Genomic DNA, 17181 nt, shown 5'->3' with positions numbered 1-17181 from the left:
CCGAGCCGCCGGCTCCGGTGGCGGCCTGAGCCGTAAATCCCCGCTCAGCCCTGGAGGGTGACGCATCCCCTCCCTTCAGGGAGGGGAGCCTTCAAGGATGAGGTAGCCGTGCCTTTGCAGTTCGCTCAGGGCGCCGCGTACGGCGTCCCGCCCGTCGGGCCCGGCCCTCGCGAGGTCGGCGACCGTCACCTGCCAGCCCGTGGCGTGGGTGCTGATGAAGCCGAACAAGCCCTTCGCTTTGAAGGACAACCTGCTGTCCCGGAACAAGCCGTTGGCGATCTGCGTGAACTGGTCCGCCGCCATCACCCCGCGGCGAACTCCTGCTCCGAAGCCGCTCATCGCGCTGCCCAGGGCGCAGGCCGCGCGCGATGGCCACAACAGCGCACCAGGCTGAGGCGGCCGGTGGGCACAGATGCGGAGGCGTGCGTGCGTTGCATGCGATCAGCTCATCCGCCGGCCCCGACCAGGCTGAGGGCCACCAGCCCCGACCATCGGTCACGATCGGGTAACGCAGCCGTCTGGCTGCCGTGGTCGGGCTCATGGTCGGGCCGACCACACCCTCCTTCACCCTCCGGTGCGCACGTTGCGCAACCCGACTGCGCAACCGGCACGCAGCGCTGGACGGGCGATGCGCAATCAGGCTGCGTAACCGGCCAAGGATCCTGCGCAGTCGTGCTGCGCACCGCGGCTGCGCAGTCTGACCCGAAGGGGTCCTGGCTCTTGTGCTGCGCAGGCCCGGGTGGCGCACCGCGCAGGCATCCGGCGAGCCCGGCCGGCACCCGTCGGTGAACAGGGGGTGCGGGTTCAGCGGCCGCGCGACACATGCTCACGTAACGACCGTCGGCCCAGGGGCCGTGTGCCGGACGCACGTGTCTTGTCTTCGATTCGCCGCCGGTCCGTGGTCGGGGTCGTGGTGGGGCCGACCATGACCCCGACCACGGGCTTCGTGTCTGCATCGTGACCGTGGTCGGGGTCTGGTGGTTGGTGGTCGGGTCGGGGGCGGCGGGTTTTCTCAAGGTCAGCAATCACACGTTCTGACCTGGGGGTTTGACCATGTCTCCTGGCAAGCCGGCCTCACCGAGCGAGGCCGCTGCTCCGATGGCGGCCGGCGCCCGGCTGGAGGCGATGCGGCGCCGCGTCCGCCTCTCGCGCCTGGCGGTCTGGACGGTCATCGCGGCCGGCCCCGTCGCCCTGGCCGTCGCCGTCGCCTCCACCCCGACCACGGTCCAGGCGGCTGCTCCGGGTAAGTCCACCGCCGTGCGCACCGCGGCGGCGGTCGCTGACCCGGCCGGCTATGCGCAGCTGTTCGTCAGCGCGTGGCTGCGCAGCCGCGCCGACGACGCGACGACTGCGCAGGCGCGGCTTGCGCAGTCGATGGCCCCGGACGTCGACCTGCCCGATCCGGCAACGGGTGCGCCGTCGAAGCCGGAGTCCGTGACCGCGGTGCGCACTGCGCAACGTGCGGACGGCGCGTGGTCGGTGACGGTGGCTGCGCAGTACGCCGACGGACGGTTGCGCTACTACGCCGTGCCGGTGGTCGCCGCCCGCGATGGCGCCTCGTTCACGGTGACCGGTGCGCCCGCCGTGGTGGCCGGCCCGGCCCGGGCCGTGGCGGCGAAGTCGCCGTACCGGGTGAGCGTCCCGGGCGGTGATCTGTCCTTGGCCGTCGGGGAGTTCCTCGCCGCCTACCTGACCGGTGCCGGAGAGGTGAGCCGCTACCTCGCGCCCGGCGTGAGGCTGGCGCCGGTCTCCCCCGCCCCGTACACGGCGGTCTTGGTGCAGCAGGTGTCGGCCGCCGATCAGACCGCGGCCGCCGAACACGTCCCTGCCGACGGCACGCGGGTGCGTGTCCTGGCCCGGGTTAAGGCCCGGGATGCCGGCGGCCGGTGGCCGCTGGCGTACGAGCTCGTACTCAAGGCCCGCTCCAGCCGGTGGGAAGTCGCAGGCCTTCAGTCCGGCACGGTCCAGGACGGGGGCGTGCGGTGAACACGGTGCACAGCCTGGTGCTCGCCGGGCAGTTGGACGACCTCGGCAACAGCTGGATCACCATGTTCAAAAACTGGGCGACCAAGGGCCTCCAAGCCGGACTCCTCGTCCTCGTCGTCACCATCATGATCCAGAAGTTCAGCCTCAAGGCGGGCATCGGCGCCCTGCTGCTGATGGTGATCGCGCTCGGCCTGTACAACTCCCGCGACAGCCTGGCGAACATGTTCGAGGACGAGGTGAAGAACCCGTCCAAGGGCGCACCCGCCTCCCCCGGCATCGTCCACTCCGAACTCCCGGCCTCCCGTGACCACGCGCCGGGCGCAGGAGGGTGGTTGTGACCGCGGCCGCGGCGCGGGTCGGCCGCTTCTACACCGCCGCCCGCCGCCACCCGTGGGTGCTGGGCAAGGTCGCCGACTGGAAGATCCCCCTCGGCCCCTACACCCCCGCGCAGATCGCCCTCGCGGTCGGCGGCGGCTTCCTCCTGGTCAAGACCGTCAGCTGGTGGTCGTGGACGGGGCCGGTCCCCATCGTCGCGTGGGTGCTGGCGATCTGGGCGGTGCGCCGGCCGAAGATCGCCGGCCGTGCGCCGATGCAGGCCGCGTGGGGCTGGGTGCTGCTCGGCTGGCAGCCGAGGGGAGGGCGGATCGGCGGGCGGGCCGCCCGTGACCGCGCTGCCCGATGGCTGCTGGGCGGCTTCACCATCGAGGGCTTGCCCGCGCCGGGCGGCCCTGCTGCGAAGGCCACCCCGTCCTGTGCGGCTGGGCAGGGTGCCCCTCGGGCGCCGCTTGCGCGGCCGGCCGCCGGCCGCTCGTCCGTACCCCGCCGCCCACGGCCGGCTGCACCCGCGGCGGTGGCGCTGGGTCCGTTGTCGGGTGTGCAGCAGCTGCTCGCGCTCGCCAAGCAGGGGGGTGCGCGATGAGGGTTGCGATCCGTCACATCGCCGGGCACCTGGTGTGGTCGACGCACGGCAGCGTGTGGGCCGTCTACCGCCTGCACCCCGGCCCCAACGCGCACGGACAGCGTGAGGAGAGTGTCCAGGGCACCTACGTGCCCGCCCAGGTCCGCGACGAACAGCTCGCCAAGACCACACACTTGGTGCGCTCGATGTCCGGGGCACCCAGGTTGTTCGGCCTGTGCGCCCAGGTCGACCCGGGTGAGATCGCCCTGAAGATGATCGAGGGCATCGAGCCCGGCGAGCAGGCCCCGGGAGCGGGCCGGCATCCGTGGGTGGAGAACGTCGAGGCCACCCTGGAGCTGCTGGACGGCCAGGAGATGCACCGCCGCACCCTGTGGCTGGTCGTGCCCCTGCAGACCGAGACAGGCGGCTTGCAGGTCTCCGCGCAACTCGGCGCAGTGTGGGCCGAGATCACGCCGCTGCTGGGCATGCGCCCGGCGCCCGTGGCGTGGCGCGAGGTGGCCGCCTACCGCGAGCAGGCCCTGCGGGTTCAGGCCGTGCTCGCCGGCGGTATCGCCTTCCGCCCTGCCCGCCCGGCGGAGATCGTGTGGATGATCCAGCACGCCCTCCACCGCGGCCTGACGGAACCGTTGCTGGCCGAGGCCGAGACCAGCGAGATGTACGGCGGGCAGATCTGTGGCGGTGTGCTGCGCTCCCCCAGCTACGCCGATCTCGGCCAGGTCCGCCTGCAGGAAGGCGGTATCGACCCCGGCCTCGACGACACGGGCGAGTTCAGCAGCGCCGGCCGGTTCACGCGGTCGGGTCGCACGGCCTGGTGGCGGCTGAGCACCGGCTCGCCGCTCGGGCGGCGCTGGCTGCAGGTCGAAACCGATGCCGGGGTCGGGTATCAGGCGCAGTTGGCGCTGGCCGAGTGCCCGCCTGCCGTCGGCCAGGACGCCGCGGATCTGTTCGCCCAGCTGGAGACGCTGGATTTCCCTGTCGACTACACCGTCGACCTCACGCTCGTGCCCGCGGAGAAGGCGCGGGATCAGGTGCGGCGCAAGAAGAACGAACTCATCGATCAGGCCGACCAGTACGACGCCCGCCCCACCGGCATGCCCGCCTCCCTGGTCGAGGCCGCCCGCGACCTGGGCGAGCTGGACGCGCGTCTGTCCCGCACCTCCGTGGAGGTCGAGGTGCAGTCGGTGACGGTGCTGACGGTGTGGGGGCCGACCGCCGCCGTCTGCGACGCTAGGGCCCGCGCCCTGGCCGCGCTGCTCGCCGGCGCCGACTACCGCGCGGTGCGCCCGGCTGGCCTGCAACAGGCCCTGTTCACCCTGGGCCTGCCCGGCACGGTGCGGCCCGGCGTGGTGCGGGAGTTCACCCAGCACCAGATCAGCGAGGACTGGGCGCTTTGCGGGGCCTTCACTTCTGCCGAGGTCGGCGACCCGAACGGCATGTTCCTCGGCATCGACCTCGACTGCGGCACCACCCGCCCCGTGATGATCAACGTGGCGGACGCGCCCAAGCAGGACGCCTCGGCGTCGATGGGGATCGTCGGGGATCTCGGCGCGGGCAAGAGCGTGCTGCAGAAGCTGATCGCGGAGGCGGTGTGGGCGCGCGGCGGCTGCGCGATCTGCATCGACCGCACCCCGGTCCGCGAGTGGGCCACGTTCGCCCGGACCGCGGCCACGGGCCGCGTCCAGATCATCGACGCCGCCCAGGCCGAGGTGTCCATCGACCCGCTGCGGATGTTCGGCGGGCCCGAGGGCCGCCACTACGCCCTGTCCTACCTCACCCTGCAGCTCGGCATCGGCCCGATGAGCACCAGCGGCGAAGTCCTCCACCACGCCGTCGAGCAGGCCGCCGCCGGCCCGGCTCCATCCATGCACCGCGTCCTTGAGGTCCTCCAGGAGATGGCCGCAAGCGAGGCGGGCACGCGCAAGGACGCGGCCGCCACCCTCGCCGGCCTGATCCGCGTCGTCGCCACCAACCCGCTGGCGGCGATGGTGTTCGACCCGGCGCTGCCGCCGGTCAGGCTGGACGCCTCCAGTACCTCCGACATGATCGTGATCACCACAACCGGGCTGAAGCTGCCGCCGAAGGCCGCGTTCGACAAGCCCGAGGTACTGCACCAGCAGCCGCTGGAAGCGCTGATCGGGCGTGCGGTGCTCTACCTGATCGCCGCGATCGCCCGGCAGACCGCGTTCGAGGACCCCGAGCGGTTCACCGCCGTGGTCCTGGACGAGCTGTACTGGCTGACCTCCTCCGCCGAGGGCACCGCCCTGGTCCACGAGATCCTCCACGACGGCCGCAAACACGGCGCCGGGCTCCTGGCCGGCAGCCACGACGCCGAAGAACTCGGCCCCGACCGCGGGCTGATGGCCTACCGGGCGCTCGCCCGCACTGCCGACCGCGAACGTGCCCGCCGCGGCCTGGAGTTCATCGGCCTCGACTCCACTGATGAAGAGCTGGTGAGACTGGTGACGACCGGTCTGTCCCCGGTCGGGCACAAGGGCCGCGAGGGTGAGTTCCTGCTCACCTGCCCCCGGCAGAACACCGGCCGCATCAAAGCCGTCATCCCTCGCATTGCGCGTATCGCCGCCTCCATCACCACCACGCCAGGGCGCCGCCCGAACGCTGCCCCGCCCTCGATGCCTGTTCCCGGTGAGGCCGTTAAGGCCCGTGCGAAGGAGCACACTGGATGACCACCCCTTCCCCCGTCCGCTCCCGGCGCATCGCTGCGGCCGCGACCATCCTCACGGTGATCGCCGTCGCCGTCGGCGCGCTTCTCCTGGCCCTGTCGATGAGCGTGCCGGATGCCTGGTGGCCGCACACCGGGCGGGCCTTCGCCACCGACGCCCACGCGGCACACCACGACCCGTGTGGCGTGATCGTGGGACGGGCCAAGGTGTATTGCGAGCGCGGCGCCACGCACTGCGCCTCCACCGGGCACCGCAGTGCCGCCGCAGCGGCGTTCAGGCTCGTGTCGGTCGGCGCGGGCCTGGCCGCCCTCGTGGTCTGGCGACGGCGCAAGAGCGCCGGGCAAAGGCGGCATTGAGATGGTGCGTCCAGATCGCGGCACGCTCCGCTCGGCCGGCTTCGTCGTCCTGCTCACTGGTGTCTTCGTGGTGGTGAACACCCAGGTCGTGTACGCGGCGGACAGCACCAGCGAGAGCGGCGACCTGCTCGCTCCGCTGAACATCACCTCCTTGGAGGGGGTGCCGATCAACTCCTACGAACTGGACGCCTCAGGCGGCTCCATCGTCGCTTTCAAGTCCCAGGCATTGGCGTTCGCCATGTCCGGGCTGTTCACGCTGATCCGGCTGCTGGTCGGGCTGGCCGGCTGGTCCATCGAGATGGCCCTGCGGTTTCCGCTGCTGAAGATCCTGACCCGTCCGGCCGAGCAGATCGCCGACACCTACGACCAAGTGGTCGTCGACACGCTGGGGCTGAAGGGCCTGCTGCTGGCCTGGGCGTTCGTGTTCGCCGGTTTCATGATCGTGCGGGGTCGTGTCGGCCGCGGCCTGGGGGAGATCTTCCTGACGCTGCTCATCGCGGCGTTCGCCGCGTCGGCGTTCGTCCGTCCCGACTACCTGCTCGCGGCAGACGGTCCGCTCGGTCAGGGCCAGCAGGTGGCCGCCGCCGTCGCCCGGCAGAGCGTCAACTCCTACCACTGGGGCGGCAAGATCGCAGCCAAGGATCCCTGCGAAGGGATGAGCGGGAACGCCGAACTCAAGTGCCTGCAAGAGGAAGACGAGGCACCGGTCACCGCCGAGGAGGTGGCCCGCCCGCTGCAGGACTCGATCACCAACGCGCTGATCGTCAAGCCGTACATGCTGCTGGAGTACGGGCGCATCCTCGACCCCTCCAAGCCGTCCGACGCCAAGGCCTACGCCGTCCACCTGAAATGGATCACCGGCTGGTACCAGGCCGACGCCGGCACGAGCAACTGCGACACGCTCGCGCCGCCCATGCGAGACACCTGCGAGCAGAGGAAGGACGCCAAGGACACCTGCAGTCTGATCCACGGGGCCGCCAAGAAGTACTGCGAACGCGACCAAGGCCTGCCCGACACGGACACCCTGCCGTCCCTGACCTCGGGCGACGACCTGCTGAACGCCTCCAACGCGCTCGTCACCGACGAGGACCGGCAGTTCGCGGCCTTCCTCACCGACATGAAGAGAGCCGGGCCGGTCGGAAAATCCTGCGCCGCCTACGCGGAGAAACCGACCTGGTGGCGCCTCGGCGGCGCCGCCCTACTGCTCATCGCGGCACTGTTCATCTGCGGCATGCTCCTCTCCAGCGCCATCGTGCTGCTCGGCACCCAGGGCGTCTGCGTGGCGGCCGCGGCCGCCGGCGGCGTCACCTTCGTCGCCGGCATGCTGCCCGGCCCCGCACGCCAGAGCGTGTGGAAGTGGCTGTCCCTGTGGGGCATCGCGATACTGGCCGTAGTCGCCATCTGCGCGTTCATCCCGTTCTTCGGGATCGCCATCGACGCCACCATCACCGACGGGCCCGACCTGATGGTGGAGCGGATCCTGCTCATCGACGTCCTCGCCATCGCCGGCGCAGCCGGGCACCGCAGGCTCCTTGCATCCCTCACCTCCTTCGGCCGGCGCATGGCCATGCGGATGCGCTACGCCAAGGTCGGCGGCACCCACATGCCCGGCGACACCTCCGAGCTCGGCGCCGCGCTCGCCATGAACTCCCCCGCCGTACCGGGCGGATACCGCACAGGGCTGCGCGCCCTCACCGGCACGGGTGGTGGCAGGTTCGGGATGCTCGGCACCCGGCAGCGGCTGATGGGCGCGCTCATCTCCCTCTTCGACGGCGCGGGCATGCCGGTCGACACCGGCCGTGTCCTCGCCGATGCCACCGCCGAGGCCGGGCGCGGTCTGGCCCCGCTGACCGCGGCCGCGGCCGTGGGCGGGCTGGGGGCCCGGGTCGGCGCCAAGGGCGCGCACGGGCTGCTGATCGGACGGCGGCCGGACAAGGAGCAGTTGGCCAAATGGCAAAAGCCCACCGCCGACGGCGGCCCGGGCGCGGGCGGCCCGCCGGGCGGCGGGAACGGGGGTGCAGGCGGCGCAGGGCCGCGCCGGCCCTCAGGCCCGCCCGACCGGTACCGCGACGAGCAGGGGCAGGTCGTCGACCGCACCACCGGCCAGGTGCTGCACGACCAGAACAGCGACCGCACGCTGCTGTCCACCCGGGCCCACAACCGGCTCGTCCGCTTCCGCGGGTACCGCATCCTTAACCGCGGCGGCCGGGCCGCATACGGAGCGACCGTCGGTCTACCGGCAGGCGTCCGCCGGGCCAGGGCGGGGGGCTCGCGCTACTCCCAGGACGCCCGCCAGCAGGTGCGGGTATGGGGCAACACCATCCGCGAAGACGGCCGGGCCTGGACCGACACGGGACGTCACACGGCCCGGGTCCTGCGCGAGCACACCGACGACAGCGGCGGACCCGGCCCGTTCGCCGGCCGCCGCCTGCCCACCACAGCCACATCGGCCACCACCCCCCGCCCCGCAACGCCTCCACCGTCCGCACCTTCGGGCCGTCCTGACCCTGCACCCGCGGGGCGTACGGCGTCGGCGGGTGGTCCCGCGGGCACTCCGCCCCAGGCACCGCTGCCTCGCCAGGGCGGCCCCGTGCCACGGCCTCAGCCCGATCGCGGCCGACCCGTTCTTCCCGGGGGCGGCAGCGCGCGTAGCCAGGCGCGTGAGGAGGCGCGGGCCCGGATGCAGGAGCTGATGCGGCGCACCGCTCCCGACGCCGAACGTCGACGCCGGGAGCGGGTCCGGCGGCGGGACGAGGACGGTGAGCAGGAGTGAGACCGCCCGGACGCCGCATCCGGCGGTGGGGCTGCGCGGTGGCGCTGCTGATGTTCGCCGCCGTGTGCTGCGCCGCACCAGTGGGGAACGCGATCAGCGCCTACGTCGCGTTGAAGACGGGTGCGCAGGAAGACGACGGCGGGATCGCTGAGGGCGGCAGCGCCGCGGACATCCCTGCCCGCATGCTGAGCGCCTACAACAAGGCCGTCCAGCAGGTCGGGAAGTACGTGCCGACGTGCCAGGGCATGCGCTGGCCGATCCTCGCCGGAATCGCCAAGGTCGAGTCCAACCACGCCATCGGCCACACCATCGCAGCCAACGGCGACATACGCCCAAAGATCTACGGAGTGCTCCTGGGCGGCTCCGGCCAGGGTGGCAACACCACCGCGGTCCCGGACAGCGACGGCGGCAGGTGGGACGGCACCGCCACCGGTGAGCGAGCAGTCGGCCCCTTCCAGTTCCTGCCCTCCACATGGGAAAGCGTCGCCAAGGACGGCAACGACGATCATGTCGCCGACCCGCACAACGCCGACGACGCCGCACTCAGCGCTGCCGTCTACCTGTGCGAAGGCGGCCGTGACCTGACGCAACGCTCGCAGCTGAAGACGGCGATCCTGCAGTACAACCACTCCAACGAATACGTCGCCGAAGTGACCGGCTGGATCGACCAGTACACGGCGGCCGCCAAAGACCCAGGCCTGAAAAATGTCTCGGGGAAGGCCCGCACCGTGATCGAGGCGGCGCTCTCCCAGCGGGGCGTGCCCTACTCGTGGGGCGGCGGCACCGCGAGCGGCCCGTCGTACGGGGTCTGCTGCTCACCCAGCGGCAAGAGCGGCGCGAGCATCAAGGGCTTCGACTGCTCGGGCCTGACCGCCTTCGCGTACGAGAGGGCCGGCATCCGGCTGCCGCGTGTCGCGGCCGCCCAGGCCAGTGTCGGAAAGCGGATCCCGGCCAACCTCGGCACGAGCGCTCTCAAGCCTGGTGACCTCGTCTTCTACGCCTACGCCCCGGACCGTGACTCCACGATCTACCACGTCGGGATCTACGTCGGCAGCGGACAGATGGTCAACGCCCCCCGACCGGGCACCGTCGTGCGCCTGGACTCGATGAATGCCATGTCCGGCTATGCGGGGGGAGCACGGCTGCTGTGACCACCACCCCTGTAGGTTCCGAAAGGAGATGACGGTGTCCAGGTGATCTGTCGTCAATGTGTCGGTCGGCACTCTCCTTTCGACCCGGCTCTCGTGCTGCGCCACCGTCACGTCCAGATGGCTCCCGGCCGCACCGGCAGGGCCCGATATCGGTCGAACGCCTCACGAGCATCCGGAACGAACTCCCGATGCCGAACCAGGTCAGTCAGTTCGGACTCAGTCAGCCAGTCATGCCAAGCGACCTCCGAGGGGTCGGGCCGGACCGGTTCCGTGACGATGACCTGATGCAGACCGAGCCAATACGGACTGATCACGCCCTCGCACAAGAACTTCAACAGGAAACGAGGACGGGCATGAACACCAAGTTCTTCCACCAACTCCCGCGCAGCAGCATCTTCATACGACTCGGCCACGTCCACCGCGCCTCCGAGCATCCAGTTGATCTGTCCCGGGAAAAGAGCGACATCGTCTGGACGACGGTGGACAAGGAACTGCCCAGCACTGTTGCGGCACACGATCGTCGCTATGCGATGCAGCCACCGGTGACGGATCGCCTCCCCCCTCTCCACAACAGCCAGAACCTCGTCACGCTCGTCAACGCGCTCAACAAGTTCACCCACGAACCAGTCCTACCGGCTCGCAGCCGCGCCGACACGAGCCAGCACCACGTCGGCCAACTCCTGCGGGGTCAGCTCGCCGTCCAGAATCACGGTGTCGCTGGGCAGGGTGTCGGCCGCGGCCATGCACGGCGCGATCTTGTCCTTGCACCAGCGCCGAACCTTCTCGTCCTGCTCAGGGTTGTCCGGGGTGAAGCTCCGGCCGTCGATCCTCTGCTCCAAAATCTTTCGGGAGACCTTGAGGAAGAAGTGGTGGACGTCGATGCCCGCATCCGTCAACGCGCCGAAGATCTCACCGACATAGCCGGGGTTGACCAAGGTCATGGGGACCAGAACCGGACGGCGGTACTCCTCAACCAGCCCTACCGCCAGGTCGGCGACCTGCCGCCGCCACAGTCGAAGGTCCTGGAAGTCGCCGGTCGGCACCTCCACGATCTCCCGCAGCACATAGCCGACCATCTCCGGGTCATAGATCAGGGCCTCGGGCCATCGCGGACGCAGCTCGTCCACCAGCGTGCTCTTCCCGCTGCCGAACGCACCGTTCACCCAGATGATCAACGCGATCCTCCCCGCCCCGGTTGCCAGGCCCGCGCATCGAGCCCGGCGCGTTGGATCAGCATGCCGCGCGAATTAGATGAGGGCGAACGCCATTGCAGATCATGCCCGAAATATCGCCATGGGGCCGGATCCCGCTGCCGAACTGGGCCACCTCACGTTATCGAAGCCACCCCGCGAGCCCTGCGTCCTCGGGCAGATCCGCCCGAGCCCCGCATCCAGCCCGAAGAAGCCGACAGCCCGGCTGGACAAACCATCGACAGATCATCGAGACAACCACGCAAGGTCGCAGGTCATCGCAGCGGTGGCCGACAAACCAGATCGGAACCTACACCCATGTAGGCCCGCATTTGAGTTGACCTTTTCTCATCGTTCTGTCCGCGGCTTGTCCGATTGGACAGGGCGATGACAAGGCCGCTCTCGCGGGTGGTGTTGGATTCTGTACCCGCTCTTCGCCTCTTGTTGTCGCAGGCCGGGGCTGTGATCAAGGCCCCTCTGGCTTCGTACACCGGGCGGTGGTCATGGCGGCTGCAGACTCGAAGCCGAAGAGTCCTGGTTCGCGCGAGCCCCAGTCGGCTGCGGTCCCGGTCGCCGCCGCACCTACTACACCCTCACACCGGGTGGACTCCGCGCAGCGGCCCACGAAGTCCAACGCCACAGACCACGCAGGAAGGACCTGACACCTGATGAGAAAGATCCACGGCCCCTTGGATCAGCGACGCGCACGCGCGAGCAAGGCCGCATGCGGCAACGTCAGTAGACCGTCCTCGTCAGCAAACTCCGAGCTGAATAGATCGAAGTGGCGCTTGATCTCGGCGCGGATCCGGGCAGTCTGGCTCTGCACCAGCTGCCCGCCGAACGCCACTCCACTCGCAGGACCGCTCCACCACTCGTCGGCGCTCGCGCGGTGATCCCAACGCAAGGTCTCGCACACCGACTCGCGCAGCCCTGTCGCATCCATCAGCCCAGTCAGGCCGCTCTCGTCACGGGGAAACTCATCCTCAGGAGCCAGCCCTGCGGGCAGATGCGGTGGACGCACCGCACCTGCGGCTTGGATCGCGCGGCCGATCAAAGTTTGCCCAGAGGCCGGCGGCACCGCCCATATCGTCAACGCAATCCAGCCGCCGGGCCTCACGACACGACGCAGCTCAGCCAGGGCCACTTTGGGCTGGCCCACATGGTTCAGCACGAAGTTGGCCACGACGGCGTCAAACTCTCCGTCGGTGAAGGGAAGCTCTGGAAGAGCGGCCACGCGCACGTCAGCCGCAGGTGCGGCCTGCATAGCCAACTCAACCATGGTTGGCTCCGCATCCACGGCCGTCACCGTCGCACCCCGGGCACACGCGGCAGCAGCGACCGTCCCTGGCCCAGTCCCCACATCCAGCAACCGCGCGCCTGGTCCTACCTCGGCGGCATCGAGCAATTGCGGCACCGGATAGGCGCACAGCTTGGCGAAGCTTCCGGCATAAGCGGCACCCTGGCCCGCCCAGATCAGCCGCTCACTCTTGTCGAACGCCGTCATTGTCACCGGCATCTCCCCGACCTCAGCCAAGATCAACGTGTTGTCGCGACCCTAACCCACGCTCTGATCAGCCCGGACGGCTTAGAACACGGATGCGCAGCGACATCACTCCATGTCGGTTCTCAGCCGAGAACCGGACATGGAGGTGAGAAGACCCTGCGGACAGATCGATGAGAAGGAGCTCGAATGCCAAGCTCACGAAGGCCCGGCCGGACAGAAATGTTGAGAACCTACACCCCACGCTCACCGCGTCTGCTGTTATTGAGCACCGTCATCCTCGCCGTCGCCGGCATCGCCCTGCTGGGCGTGCCGCATGGTCAGCAGCCACCGGCCCCGGCGGCGTCCCCTGCCTCGCGCGATACTGCAGGTTCGTCTCCCTCGCCATCTGCGGCCGCTGCATCTGCCCAGCCGCCCCTTGGCGCGGGTGCATCCGCGACGCCTGCCGCATCGGCGCCGTCGGCCCTTGAGTCCGCTCTGGCGCCGCATGGCGAGGGCGCGGCCGGTGATGAGGTGATCCAGCGGTCGCTGGAGGCGGCCTGGCCCGCCGACCTTCCCGCCACCGATGAACGAAAGGTGCTCGCCGACGGCCGCGCGCTGCTGCGCGCGGACGCCACCGGAGTCGGCCGCGCAAAGTGGCCGGGCCTCTTCCCCGACTCACGCCAGGTGGCGCCGGCGTTCCCCACCGCGCGCTTTCGCATCCAGGCCGCGATCGCCCGCCGCGACGGCAGCCCCAATAGGGCGGTGGTCCACCTGGTGTGGGCGGGCACGGACCGCGGCGGCACCTTCACCGACCTGCGCATCACCAACTGGCACTTCACCCGCACGATCAAGAAGGGAACAGCGACGTGGATGCCGCAGCCCCGTACCTGACCGACCGAGCCGGTCCGGCGGCGGCCGGTCGGGCACTCGGCCCTGTCACCGGCCTGGTCGATGCTGCCGGCTGGCTCTACGGCCACTGGTATCTGCTCGCTGCGGCCATCGCCGTGTGCTGGGGCGGGGGCGAGCTGGTCGTACGCCGGCTCGCGGCCAAGGCCTCGGCCCAGCGGATGGCCCTGGAGCTCGTCTCCACCCGGCACTTCGACCCGAGTCTGGAGGAGATCTTCCGCCGCGGTGTCCAGCTCGCCCGCGCCTCCACGGCCATGCCCTGGTGGGCGCCCCGCCGGTCAAAGGCCGTGCAGATCCGGCTGCGCGCGGACGGCAGCACGCCGCTGCGCTACCGCATCGAGGGCCCGGCGGGCGGGGAACGGCTTTTGTCCATCACCCCGTTCGGGCCGGACGTCACCGTCGAGCGGGCCCGGCCGATCCTCGACAAGCCCCGCGACCACGTGGTGCGGGCGGAGTTCCTCCTGCGCGGCAAACCCACCGCGCCCTTGCGTGAGGTGCCGCTCACCCCCGACCCGCTCCAGCCGCTCGTCGACGCCGTGGCCGACCTGCGCGCCGAACTCGGCGACCTCGCCGAAATCCGGCTCGACATCCAGCGCGCCCCGAAGTGGGCCCTGCGGGCCCGCCGTCTGCAACTGATGGGCGCCGCGCGCCGCGCTGAACGCCGCGAGGCCCAGCGCTCCGCACGCTGGCTGCGCCAGGACGCCGGCGGCATCGAAGACTCTTGGGGCTGGCAGCTGCAGCAGCTCCTCAGCGATCAACCCAGCCCGGGATCCGGCCGTCGGTTGGTGATGCCGCCCGTTCCCCGGCGCGTCGAGCCGGCCGAAGCACTGGGCAAGCTGGCCGAGGACGACCACCTCATCCGCGTCCAGCTGCTGGTGATGTGCGCCTCGAACACCGCCGGCCGCGCCCAGGCGCGTCTGGCCCAACTCCAGGCCGCCTTCGATGTCTTCGGCGGCCGCTCACGGTGGGCCATGCGCGGCTGGCGGCTGGGGCCGTGGCGGATCGGTGCCGACCACTGGCCCACCCGGCGCGGCTTCGAACGCCGCTGGAACCTCGGCCACTGCCGGCCGCCCCGCCCGAACTGGGTGAGGCTGGAGGAACTGACCGGCCTGCTCAAGCCGCCCACCACACACTGCCGTCTGCCGGTACTCGCCAGTGACCTGCCGACCTTCTCCCTCGGCGAGCCCGAGCTGCTGCTGCAAGGCATCTACCGAAGCCCGGACGGCCGACAGCGGCTGGTCGCCACCTACGCCGAGGAAACCCTGTTCGAAGTCGGGGTCGGCAAGGCAGGCGGCGGCAAGACGGAGAGGGCCCTGGCCCAGGCGATCGGCTGGGCACACGCCGGCGGCGGGCTCGTCTTCGTCGACCCGCACCGCGACTCCTGGCCGCGCGCGTTGCCGTTCCTGGCCCACGAGACGCTCATGCCGCGGATCGCGCTGATCGACCTCGGCGGCCTCGGCCCCCACCCGCAAGTGAGCTCGTGGAATCCGCTCGGCATGCACCACGGACAGGCGGCACACGAGGTCGTCGAGGCCATCGCCGACGCCTACGCCTCCGCACTGGCCTGGGACGACGCAACCGCCCCGCGCGCGCTGACCATCCTCACCGCCGCGCTCACCGTCCTGATCGCCATCAACGAGGCCGCCTGCCAGGCCGGCCGGCCCCAGGACCAGGCCACGCTCTTCCACATACGGGCACTGCTCACCGACACCGCCTTCCGCACAGCAGCGCTCACCGCGGTAGCGGACCGGCTGGATGAGGAGACCCGCGCATGGTGGCAGGTGGTGTTCCCGACCCTGCCGCACGATGCGTTCGCCGTCGTCCTCAACCCGATCACCCGTCTCGCCGCCAACCCCATCACCCGCGCCTTCCTCGGCCAGCCCGCCGGCGTGTACAACATCCGCGCCGCGATGGACTCCCGCATGGTCGTGTGGGTGTGCCCAGGCGGCAACGGGCCCACCGACCGCCTCCTGACCGCCCTGCTCGCCCGGGACCTGCTGCGCGCCGCCCGCTCCAGGCGCGACACCCCGCAGGAAAAACGGGTCCCGTTCCGCCCGTACTTCGACGAGCTGATCACGCTGACCGGCGCGGCCCCGGAGACCATCGCCGCGATGTTCGAGGACTTACGCAAGTACAAGTGCCACATCCACGGCATGACCCAGCTGCTGTCCCGCCTCCCCTCGCCGGTGCGGCTGTCCCTGCTGCAAAACGCCTCCACCCTGGCCACCACCGCCGGGTCGAAGTCCGCGGTCGCGCCGATCGCCGCCGAGTGGGGCGATGACCCCAGCCCCGACCGCATCGCCACCATGGAACGGTTCGAGCACTACATCTCTATGAACGTGCACGGCCGCCGCATCGGGCCCATCCAGCTGCGCGGGCCCCATCTCGACGACGTCTTTGCCACCCTGGCCCGCCCGCAGCACGCCGGTGCACTGCACAGAGCCGCCCTCGCGAACGCCCAGGCGCTCCCGCTGGAGCCCCTCGCCGAACGCGCCGCCGGACAGCTCGGCCGCGTCGCCGCCTTCCTCACCAAACACTCCCCCACCGACGCCGCTGTCCACCTATCGAAGGAGAAAAACGAATGGACCTGACCACCGCCCAGCCCAAAGAACATACGGCGGCGGGCTTCACGCCCCGCCCCATCGAATCCCTCGCGCATCAGCTCCTGACCGCACTCGCCCAGCACCGCCTGGCCTCCACCCATCAACTGCGCCTCCTGCTGCGGCCAGGCCGCTCCCGCCAGTCGGTCTCCCAGCGCCTGAACCATCTGCTCGGCGAGCACCTGGTCAAACTTCGTCGTGCTGCCCCAGCCCCATCGCACCCGCATCTGGTACCTCACGCCGAAGGGCGCTCGACCCACCAGGGACTGGCCCGCGCTCCGCGGCCGCCCCCCGTATCCGATCACCTCGGCGACGGCCGCCTCACTGAAGACCCCACACGCCCTCAGCGTCCTGCGCACCCACCTGGCGTTCGTCGCCGACGCCCGCAGGCGCGGCGACGAGCGCGGTCACCTGGACTGGACTCCCGAGGTGTTCCACGCGATCGGCGAGGGAGAGAGAGTCGTGGCCGACGCGGTCATGCACTACACCCTCGAGGGCGAACAGCGGCGCAAGCTACGGGCGTTCGTCGAGACCGGTCGCGCCACCATGAGCAGCGAGCAGCTGGCCGCGAAGCTGATCGAGTACGCAAGGCTGTGGACGTACGAGCCGCAGCCCACCGGCCGGCGCCAGCAGACAGGCCATCCCGGTTGGCTGCGCTGGTACCCCGGTGTTCCCCCGGGTCCTGTTCGTACTGACCGGCGCCTCACGTCAGACGATGGACAACCGCATCAGCGACCTCAAGGCCATGGTCACCCATCATCCACTCGTGGCCGGCCTGGCCCGCGAGATACCGCTGGGAGCAGCCGTCCTGGACGACCTGGAAAACCACGGCCCCACCTGCGACATCTGGGCACCTCTGGCAGGCGGCCAGCCGCGGCCGTGGACCGAGCTGTGACACCACGCCCCTCTGGCCCAATGTCGCAGCCTTGCACCTCCACCCGAAACCCTTGAAATTTGCTCACGCAAACACATAGCTTACCTCTACACGACGGGATCCTGCCTTGAAACGTCACTGCTGTACACCACAGTTAGGGGACGACGCATGCCGCCAGCACCTGACGCAATTCGCACTCCTCAAGCAGCCCACCGCAGCAAATGGCCCACTCGGATACAGGCCGTCTCCCGCGCCGGGAACA

Annotated in this window: 12 protein-coding genes and 2 pseudogenes; 10 read left to right on the top strand and 4 right to left on the bottom strand. The window is 70.4% G+C overall.

Going from position 1 to position 17181, the window contains the following annotated elements; translation table 11 throughout:
• Positions 1–90: 90 nt before the first annotated feature.
• A pseudogene (locus tag ACIBJF_RS36545) lies at positions 91–339 on the bottom strand (hypothetical protein); the annotation flags it as partial.
• 714 nt (positions 340–1053) lie between these two features.
• Between ACIBJF_RS36545 and ACIBJF_RS36540 the strand changes: the two are divergent.
• The 7 genes from ACIBJF_RS36540 to ACIBJF_RS36510 are packed head-to-tail and all read left to right on the top strand — an operon-like array spanning position 1054 to position 9866.
• The gene (locus ACIBJF_RS36540) at positions 1054–1986 is read left to right on the top strand and encodes a conjugal transfer protein (protein WP_399180393.1); all 933 of its coding nucleotides are present in this window, start codon (positions 1054–1056) and stop codon (positions 1984–1986) included.
• The gene (locus ACIBJF_RS36535; protein WP_399180391.1) at positions 1983–2324 is read left to right on the top strand and encodes a hypothetical protein; all 342 of its coding nucleotides are present in this window, start codon (positions 1983–1985) and stop codon (positions 2322–2324) included. Before ACIBJF_RS36540 ends, ACIBJF_RS36535 begins: the two co-directional genes overlap by 4 nt.
• A complete protein-coding gene (locus ACIBJF_RS36530; RefSeq protein ID WP_399180389.1) occupies positions 2321–2905 on the top strand; it encodes a hypothetical protein in 585 nt (194 codons plus the stop codon). Before ACIBJF_RS36535 ends, ACIBJF_RS36530 begins: the two co-directional genes overlap by 4 nt.
• Positions 2902–5589 (top strand): ATP-binding protein, encoded by a 2688-nt coding sequence (locus ACIBJF_RS36525; RefSeq protein WP_399180387.1) that lies wholly within the window; start codon positions 2902–2904, stop codon positions 5587–5589. Before ACIBJF_RS36530 ends, ACIBJF_RS36525 begins: the two co-directional genes overlap by 4 nt.
• Positions 5586–5942 carry a hypothetical protein gene (locus ACIBJF_RS36520; RefSeq protein ID WP_399180385.1) on the top strand — a complete coding sequence of 119 codons (357 nt, stop codon included), beginning with the start codon at positions 5586–5588 and terminating at the stop codon, positions 5940–5942. Before ACIBJF_RS36525 ends, ACIBJF_RS36520 begins: the two co-directional genes overlap by 4 nt.
• Position 5943: 1 nt before the next feature.
• The gene (locus ACIBJF_RS36515) at positions 5944–8715 is read left to right on the top strand and encodes a hypothetical protein (protein ID WP_399180384.1); all 2772 of its coding nucleotides are present in this window, start codon (positions 5944–5946) and stop codon (positions 8713–8715) included.
• Positions 8712–9866 carry a C40 family peptidase gene (locus tag ACIBJF_RS36510; RefSeq protein ID WP_399180382.1) on the top strand — a complete coding sequence of 385 codons (1155 nt, stop codon included), beginning with the start codon at positions 8712–8714 and terminating at the stop codon, positions 9864–9866. Before ACIBJF_RS36515 ends, ACIBJF_RS36510 begins: the two co-directional genes overlap by 4 nt.
• A 107-nt stretch (positions 9867–9973) precedes the next feature.
• Here ACIBJF_RS36510 and ACIBJF_RS36505 read toward each other — a convergent pair whose 3' ends face one another.
• The 3 genes from ACIBJF_RS36505 to ACIBJF_RS36495 form a co-directional block, all read right to left on the bottom strand.
• Complete coding sequence (locus ACIBJF_RS36505; RefSeq protein ID WP_399180380.1) at positions 9974–10486, bottom strand: NUDIX hydrolase; 513 nt, start codon at positions 10484–10486, stop codon at positions 9974–9976.
• 9 nt (positions 10487–10495) lie between these two features.
• The gene (locus tag ACIBJF_RS36500) at positions 10496–11041 is read right to left on the bottom strand and encodes an AAA family ATPase (protein WP_399180378.1); all 546 of its coding nucleotides are present in this window, start codon (positions 11039–11041) and stop codon (positions 10496–10498) included.
• Positions 11042–11750: 709 nt separating this feature from the next.
• Positions 11751–12560: a class I SAM-dependent methyltransferase gene (locus ACIBJF_RS36495; protein ID WP_399180376.1), complete on the bottom strand. Its 810-nt coding sequence runs from the start codon at positions 12558–12560 to the stop codon at positions 11751–11753.
• 510 nt (positions 12561–13070) lie between these two features.
• Between ACIBJF_RS36495 and ACIBJF_RS36490 the strand changes: the two genes are divergently transcribed.
• The 3 genes and pseudogenes from ACIBJF_RS36490 (at position 13071) to ACIBJF_RS36480 (ending at position 16940) form a co-directional block, all read left to right on the top strand.
• Positions 13071–13430, top strand: a complete 360-nt coding sequence (locus ACIBJF_RS36490) for a hypothetical protein (RefSeq protein WP_399180374.1) — start codon at positions 13071–13073, stop codon at positions 13428–13430.
• Positions 13406–16036 (top strand): ATP/GTP-binding protein, encoded by a 2631-nt coding sequence (locus tag ACIBJF_RS36485; RefSeq protein WP_399180372.1) that lies wholly within the window; start codon positions 13406–13408, stop codon positions 16034–16036. Before ACIBJF_RS36490 ends, ACIBJF_RS36485 begins: the two co-directional genes overlap by 25 nt.
• Positions 16027–16940 (top strand): annotated as a pseudogene (locus ACIBJF_RS36480) (replication-relaxation family protein). The gene ACIBJF_RS36485 and the pseudogene ACIBJF_RS36480 overlap by 10 nt, the downstream one beginning before the upstream one ends.
• The last annotated feature ends 241 nt before the right edge of the window (positions 16941–17181 follow it).

This window comes from Streptomyces sp. NPDC050743 (assembly GCF_044456925.1).
Classification (GTDB): Bacteria; Actinomycetota; Actinomycetes; order Streptomycetales; family Streptomycetaceae; genus Streptomyces.
The sequence above is the reverse complement of the archived record's forward strand: the minus strand, read 5'-3'. Positions and strand labels throughout refer to the sequence as shown.

Coding starts and splice junctions, on each gene's coding strand:
- ACIBJF_RS36540 (WP_399180393.1), top strand. CDS start 1,054: ATGTCTCCTGGCAAGCCGGCCTCACCGAGCGAGGCCGCTGCTCCGATG.
- ACIBJF_RS36525 (WP_399180387.1), top strand. CDS start 2,902: ATGAGGGTTGCGATCCGTCACATCGCCGGGCACCTGGTGTGGTCGACG.
- ACIBJF_RS36520 (WP_399180385.1), top strand. CDS start 5,586: ATGACCACCCCTTCCCCCGTCCGCTCCCGGCGCATCGCTGCGGCCGCG.
- ACIBJF_RS36515 (WP_399180384.1), top strand. CDS start 5,944: ATGGTGCGTCCAGATCGCGGCACGCTCCGCTCGGCCGGCTTCGTCGTC.
- ACIBJF_RS36495 (WP_399180376.1), bottom strand. CDS start 12,560: ATGACGGCGTTCGACAAGAGTGAGCGGCTGATCTGGGCGGGCCAGGGT.